5 protein-coding genes are annotated in these 7,156 nt (G+C 70.2%); all 5 read left to right on the top strand.

The window, feature by feature from the left end; genetic code table 11:
* Positions 1-753 (top strand): OmpA family protein (locus ACFDTH_RS07550; RefSeq protein WP_375286919.1); only part of this gene is annotated, 753 nt, incomplete at its 5' end.
* Positions 754-905: 152 nt separating this feature from the next.
* A complete protein-coding gene (locus ACFDTH_RS07545) occupies positions 906-2,372 on the top strand; it encodes a TolC family protein (protein WP_375286918.1) in 1,467 nt (488 codons plus the stop codon).
* On the top strand, positions 2,369-4,096 hold the full coding sequence (locus tag ACFDTH_RS07540; RefSeq protein WP_375286917.1) for a type I secretion system permease/ATPase: 1,728 nt from the start codon (positions 2,369-2,371) through the stop codon (positions 4,094-4,096). Before ACFDTH_RS07545 ends, ACFDTH_RS07540 begins: the two co-directional genes overlap by 4 nt.
* A 3-nt stretch (positions 4,097-4,099) precedes the next feature.
* Positions 4,100-5,440, top strand: coding sequence for an HlyD family type I secretion periplasmic adaptor subunit (locus ACFDTH_RS07535; RefSeq protein WP_375286916.1), 1,341 nt, complete (start codon positions 4,100-4,102; stop codon positions 5,438-5,440).
* A 61-nt stretch (positions 5,441-5,501) separates the two neighbouring features.
* Positions 5,502-7,142 (top strand): M28 family metallopeptidase, encoded by a 1,641-nt coding sequence (locus ACFDTH_RS07530; RefSeq protein ID WP_375286915.1) that lies wholly within the window; start codon positions 5,502-5,504, stop codon positions 7,140-7,142.
* Positions 7,143-7,156: the final 14 nt, after the last annotated feature.

Raw genomic sequence — 7,156 nt, 5'->3', positions numbered from 1 at the left:
TGGCTGCTCGGCGCGACCACGGAGAAGCAGCGCAAGGGCATCGCCGACTATTTCGCGCCGACGCTGATCGACACCAAGGCGATCGGCATCGGCGGCGGTGGGCTGCTGGGCGGCGAGTCGATCACCAGCAAGAACCAGCTCGGCCCCAAGGCGTCCTCCTCGGTGATCCAGTCGATCGCCATGCCGACCGACGGCACCGGCGGCGACAAGACCGGCTCGGGCGACAAGGGCTCGTTGCGCTCGTCCAAGGTGGTCGTCGCTGAGGACAAGAAGGCGTTCGAATCGATGCGTCGCAAGGTGATGGCGGAGATTGCCGGCTCGGCGCGCCTGTCGCGCCTGGCCAAGCAGGTCCGCTTCGTGATGACCAGCCAGGGCCTTCGCATCGACCTGGTCGACAATGCCGATTATTCAATGTTCGCGCTCGGCACCACGGTGCTTCAGCCCGAGGCGTCGCAGCTGGTCGGTCTGGTCGCCGATGCGGTGAAGCAGACCGGCAATCCGGTGATGATCCGCGGCCATACCGACAGCGTGCCCTATGGCGACCCGCGCGCGATGAACAACTGGATGCTCTCCACCGGGCGTGCCGAGGCGACGCGTCGCCGGCTGGCGCTGGCCGGCATCCCCGAGGCGCGGTTCAGCCGCATCGAGGGCGTCGCCGATCGCGAACCGCTGGTCCGCGACGACGCAACCGATCCGCGCAATCGCCGCGTCGCCATCACCCTCCTCTTCCGACAGGGCCGTTTCGGCGAATAATCGCCGCAAGCCGCTGGAAACGGCCCGCACCCGGCAACACGCGAGGCTTGGCGGCTCCGCGAAAGCGGGGTAGGGGCGGCGCTTCGTCCCGGGGGGGATTTTTGTTGCGGGTGTGTTTCCAGTCGGCGGTTAGACGGCGGTGGCCGATCGCGGTGGCGTTGCTCGCCAGCGCGGCGACTGTGCAGGCCCAATCGATTCCGTCGGGCTCCCCGCTTGCCTCGACGCCGGCACCAGAGGCGCCCGCCCCCACTGGCCCGCTGCTGCCCACGCACAGCGGCGATCCAATGGCGATCGACATGGCGGGCGATCCTTTGCTCCAGCTCGCCGACCAGACCGCGCCGCTTGATCTGTTCCGCCGCATCGTCGCTGACACGATCGCGCGCGCACCCGCCAGCGCCGAGGCGGAGGCGACCCGCGACGAGGCCGATGCCGCGATCGGCGAAGCGAAGTCGGAGCGAACGCCCACGATCGACCTCACGCTCAGCAGCTATCGCGTGCTCAGCCGCAACTTCGGCAACAATCCCGAGAATGTGATCGAGCAGGCGCGCCCGAACCGGCGTACCGATCAGCTGATCGCGGTGGACCAACTGCTGCTCGACGGCGGCGCCGCCAGCGCGCGGATCGCGGCGGCACAGGCGCGGCTCAAAGGCGCCGACTTCGACATTGAGGGATCCGCCGATCGCACCGCGCTGGAGACGATCGGCGTCTGGTACGACGTGTTCACCTATCACGCGCTCACCGACCTCGCGACCGCCTTCACCCAGAGCCAGCGCGAGCTGCGCGCGATGGTGGCGGAGCGGATCGAGCGCGGCGCCTCCGCCCCTGCGGACATGGCGCGGGTGGACAGCTATATCGCCAACGCCGAGACCCGACTTGCCCGCTTCCGCCGCCAGGCGCAGCAAGCGGATGCGCGGTTCGAGGCGCTGACCGGGCGCCCGCCGCCCGTCGATCTCGCCCGCGCGCCGTTCATCGGCACCACCATGAGCCGCGACCTCGCCGCGCTGCGCGCCGCCGAGGCGCCCGCGGTGCGCTCCGCCCGTGCCGCCGCCGACGCCGCCCGCCGCGATGCCAAGGCGGCGCGCGCGGACATGTTTCCGACCCTATCGCTGGGCCTCGATGCCGGCCGCTACGGCATCTACGAGACGCCGCGCGACTATGACGTGCGCGCGCGCCTCACCATCCGCCAGCGGCTATTCGGCGGCTTGCCCGAGCGCGCCAAACAGGTGGAGGCGCGTGCCCGCTCCACCGACGCGCGCGCCGAGCGGATCGCCAGCGACGCGATGCGCGATGCCGAGATCGCCTGGTCCGACGTCGTCGCGCTGGAGGAACAGCGCACCGCCATCCAGGCGACCTATATCGCCGCGCGCCGCTCGCGCGACGCCATTGCCGAACGCTTCCGCGTCTCCAGCGGCACGCTGTTCGATGTGATCGGCGCCGAGGACAACTACTTCGACACTGCCGCCTCGTTCGTCCAGGCGCTAACCGAGCTGGACGCAGCGCGCTACGTGCTGCTGTCGCGCACCGGCACCCTCCTTCCCACGCTCGGCCTGTCGGGCGCCACCGCCGCGCCCGAGGTGATCCGGGACAAGGGCAAACGCATCATAGGACCGCTGAAATGAGCGACGATAGCCTGGTCGCGGATCCCAAGCCGCGTTTCGCGCCCTGGCTGTTCGAGCCTATGGCCTCGAACCGGCACACCTATATCAAGGTGATCGTCGCGGCGGTGCTGATCAACATCTTCGCGCTGGTCACGTCGCTGTTCTCGATGGTCGTGTACGATCGCGTCGTGCCGAACAACGCGATGTCGTCGCTGACCGCGCTGTCGATCGGCTTTGCGATCGTGGTGATCTTCGATTTCGTGCTCAAGACGCTACGCGCCTATTTCGTCGACATCGCCGGCGCGGATATCGACCACAAGATCGGCGAAAAGGTGTTCGCTAAGATCCTGGCGATGCGGCTGGACCTGAAGAAGGGTTCCACCGGCGCGCTCGCGGGGCTGATGCGCGAGCTGGAGGCTTTGCGCGACTTCTTCGCTTCCGCCACCATCTCCACCCTGGTCGACGTGCCGTTCCTGCTGCTCACCGTGGTCGTCATCTGGGCGATCGGCGGCAAGGTCGTCCTCGTCCTGCTCGTCATCATCCCGCTTGTGCTGCTTGCCGGCTGGGCGACCAACCCCGCGCTGGAGCGCCTGTCCGCCAAGACGATGCGTGAGGGCCTGTCTAAACAGTCGGTGCTGGTCGAGGCGATCGGCGGGCTGGAGACGGTGAAGGCGGCCGGCGCGGGCGACCTGCTCACCAAACGCTGGCTCACCGCGGTGCGCCAGCAGTCGGATAGCTCGCTGCGCCAGCGCCTCGTCTCCACCTTGGCAGTGACGGTGGCGGGCTCCGCCTCCACCGTCAGCTATGCCGCCGTCGTCATCGTCGGCGTCCACCTGATCAACGAGCGCGAGCTGACCACCGGTGGGTTGATCGCCTGCTCGCTCCTGTCGGGCCGCGCGATCGCGCCGCTCGCGCAGATCTCGCAGCTCCTCACGCGCCTGTCCGCCACCCGCACCGCCTATCGCCAGATCAACGCGATGATGGTGCAGCCGAGCGAGGGGCCTGCCGGCGAGGCGCTGGAGATCGGCCAACTCGCCGGCCGGGTGGAGTTCCGCAACGTCAGCTTCCGCTATCCCGGCGCGTCGGAGAATGCGCTCAACGGCATCAGCTTCGTGCTGGAGCCGGGCGAGCGGATCGGCCTGCTCGGCCGCGTCGGCTCGGGCAAGTCCACCATCACCCGCCTGATCCTCGGCCTCTACCCGCCCTCCGACGGGCTGGTGATGATCGACGGCACGGACATCCGCCAGCTCGATCCCGGCGCGCTGCGCCGCAAGATCGGCACCGCGATGCAGGACAGCGTCCTCATCTCCGGCTCGGTGCGCGACAATATCGCGCTCGGCCGTGTGGCGGTGGACGACACCGAGATGCTGCGCGCCGCCGAGCTGTCGGGCACGCACCAGTTCATGGGCCAGATCGCCAACGGCTATGACCTGCGCCTCGCCGATCGCGGCGAGGGGCTGTCGGGCGGGCAGCGCCAGTCGATCGCGATCGCACGCGCGCTCGCCGGCAAGCCGCAGATGCTGGTGTTCGACGAACCCTCCTCGGCGATGGACACGCAGACCGAGAGCGGCCTGATCGAGCGGCTCAGCCGCGAGATCCAGGGTCGCACCTTCATCCTCGTCACTCACCGCCCCAGCCTGCTCCAGCTGGTCCAGCGCGTCATGGTGCTCGATCGCGGGCGGATCATGGCGGATGGCCCGCGCGACCAGGTGATGCAGCAGCTCACCCGACCCAAGGTAGCCTGATCCATGGCCCAGGAAGCATCCGTCCTCGAAGCCGCGCCGCCGACCGAGGCGGGCACGCTCGAGTCGCTGCCGGACCATATCAAGCCGCGCCAGGCCTCCAACCTGCTCCTGTGGCTGATCGTCGGCTTCTTCGTCGTCTTCGTGGTGTGGGCGAGCTGGGCGACCATCGACCGCACCGTGCGCGGCCCCGGCCGCGTCATCGCCAGCTCGCAGCTCCAGATCGTCTCAAACCTGGAAGGCGGCGTGGTGGAGGCGATCCTGGTGCGCACCGGCCAGATGGTCCGCGCCGGCCAGACCCTAGTCCGGCTCGATCCCACCGCCACCGGCGCGGAGCTCGGCTCGGGCGAGGCGCAGACCAGCGCGCTCCAGGCCAAGATCGCCCGGCTCCGCGCCGAAGTGCTCGGCCGCACCCCGGTCTATCCCGCCGCTACCAATCCGGTAATGGCCGAGCAGATCGAGATCGAGCGCGCGCTCCATGCCGCCCGCATGGAGGAATATGCCGGCCTGTCGGGCGCGGCGATGGCGCGCAGCGTTCAGGCGCAGCGCGCGGTCTCCGAGGCGAAGTCGATGTACGCCGCCAAGTCGAGCGCCAGCGCCGCCCGCCGCGACGAATATGAGACGATCCGCCCACTGGCGGAAAAGGGCATCGAATCGCAGCTGACGCTTCGTCAGGCGCAGAGTGCCGCAGTGGTGGCGCAGAATGAGGCGGCGCAGGCCGCGGCCTCGATCGCGCGCTCGGAGGCCGGTGTCGCCGAGGCGCGCGCGTCGCTCGCTCAGGCTCGGCAGGACTGGCGCGCCCGCGCCGCCGACGAGCTGGCGCAGGCGCAGGCCGAGCTTGCCGCGCGATCGAAGTCGCTCCCCGCCCTTCAGGCCCGCGTCCGCCGCACCAGCGTGCGTGCGCCGCTCGACGGGCGGATCAACCGCGTGCTGGTAACCACGGTCGGCGCGGCGGTGTCGCCGGGCGCGCCGATCGCAGAGATCTCGCCGGCGCAGGAGACCCTGCTGGTCGAGGGCCGTATCCGCCCGCAGGACATCGCCCGCGTCCGCATCGGCCAGAAGGCGCGCGTCAACATCACCGCATGGGATTCCGCGGTGTATGGCTCGATGGACGGCACGGTGGAGTCGCTCTCGCCGGACGCGGTGGTCGATGAGAAGGCGCAGGACAGCTATTACATCGTCCGCGTCCGCACCAAGGAGAAGGGTCTCAAGGACAAGAGCGGCCGCCTCCTGCCCATCGGCACCGGCATGACCGCCGAGGTCAACCTGCTCGGCGATCCGCGCACGGTGATGCAGTACATCCTCACCCCGATCACGCGGCTGAGCGAGCGGGCGTTCAGCGAATAGACGCCCGTCCGGAGCCGCGCCCGGCTTTCCGCGGGCGTGGTTCTCCGCCATTGGTTGGCGGATGAGAACGAAGATCCTGGCGATGGCAATTGCCGTCGCGCTCGCCCCGCTTGCCGCTGCCGCGCAAGGCCCCGCGACGATCGATCCCGCCCGCCTCTCGGCGGATGTGAAGACGCTCGCCTCCGACGCGTTCGAGGGCCGTGCGCCGGGCACCGCCGGCGAGACCAGGACCGTCGACTGGCTGGTCGCGCGCTTGGAGGCGCTAGGCCTTGAGCCCGGCGGGCCGGACGGCAGCTGGACCCAGCCCGTTCCGCTCGTCCACACCCAGCTCCAGCCCGGCAGCGTGCGGATCGGCGACGCGACGCTGGTGCAGGGGCAGGGCATCTATCTCAGCACCGTCCGCCCGGTCGATCGCGCCGCGATCGCGGACGCCCCGATGGTGTTCGTCGGCTATGGCGTCCACGCGCCCGAGCGCGGATGGGACGACTTCAAGGGCGTCGACCTCAAGGGCAAGGTCGCGGTCTTCCTGGTCAACGATCCCGACTTCGAGGCGGCGACGACGGACGAGGCGAGGGGCATCTTCGGCGATCGCCGGATGACCTATTACGGCCGCTGGACCTACAAGTTCGAGGAAGCCGCGCGGCGTGGCGCGGTCGCCGCGCTGATCGTCCACGACACGCCGGGTGCGGGCTATGGCTGGGACACGGTGACCGCGCCCGGCGGCGAGAATTACGACATCGTCCGCAAGGCGTCCGACGAACGCGTGCTGCTCCAGGGCTGGCTGCGCGGCGATGAGGCGAACGCGCTGTTCGCCGCCTCGGGTCTCGACCTCGCGGAACTGCGGGTGGCGGCGCGGCAGAGGGCGTTCGCGCCGGTGCCGCTGAAGCAGCGTCTGAGCGCCGACCTCGGCGTCCGGCACGAGCGGGCGGAAAGCCGCAACGTGCTGGCGAAGCGCACCGGCAAGGCCACGCCCGACGAAGTGGTGATGTTCGGCGCGCATTGGGACGCCTATGGCATCGGCAAGCCCGACGCGGCGGGGCGCACCGTCCGCCCCGGCGCGAACGACGACGCGCTCGGCGTCGCCGGCGTGCTCGAACTGGCGCGCCTGTTCGCCACCGCGCCGCAGCCCGACCGGACCTTGGTGTTCGCGCTATGGACGGGCGAGGAGCGCGGGCTGCTCGGCTCCGAGACCTACGCCGTGAATCCGGTCTATTCCCCGGCGAAAACGGTTGCCAACCTGACGCTCGACATCCTCCAGACCGCCGGGCCCGCCCGCGACGTGCTGCTGGTCGGCGCCGGCCAGAACGATCTGGAGACGCTGCTCGCCGACGGCGCGCGCGGGCAGGGCCGCACGATCACGCCCGAGGCGCTGCCCGAGCGCGGTCTGTTCTACCGTGCCGATCATTTCTCGCTGGCGCGCCGCGGGGTCCCCACGCTGCTGCTGATGGCGATCAGCGGCGCGCCGGACCTCGTCGTCGGTGGTCGAGCAGCGGGCGAGGCGTGGCTGGACGGCTACATGCGCTGCTACCACCAGACCTGCGACGCCTGGGACGCACGCTGGGACCTGCGCGGCGCCGCGGCGGACGTCGCGCTGTTCCACACCATCGGCGACCGGCTGGCGCGCAGCCGCGCCTGGCCGGAATGGAGCAAGGCATCCGAGTTCGCCGGCGTGCGCGCGGAAACGGCAGCAGAGCGGCGATAAGGCAGATCGCGCCT

This window comes from Sphingomonas sp. (genome assembly GCF_042096255.1).
Classification (GTDB): domain Bacteria; phylum Pseudomonadota; class Alphaproteobacteria; order Sphingomonadales; family Sphingomonadaceae; genus Sphingomonas.
This window is presented reverse-complemented; position numbering and strand designations above follow the sequence as displayed.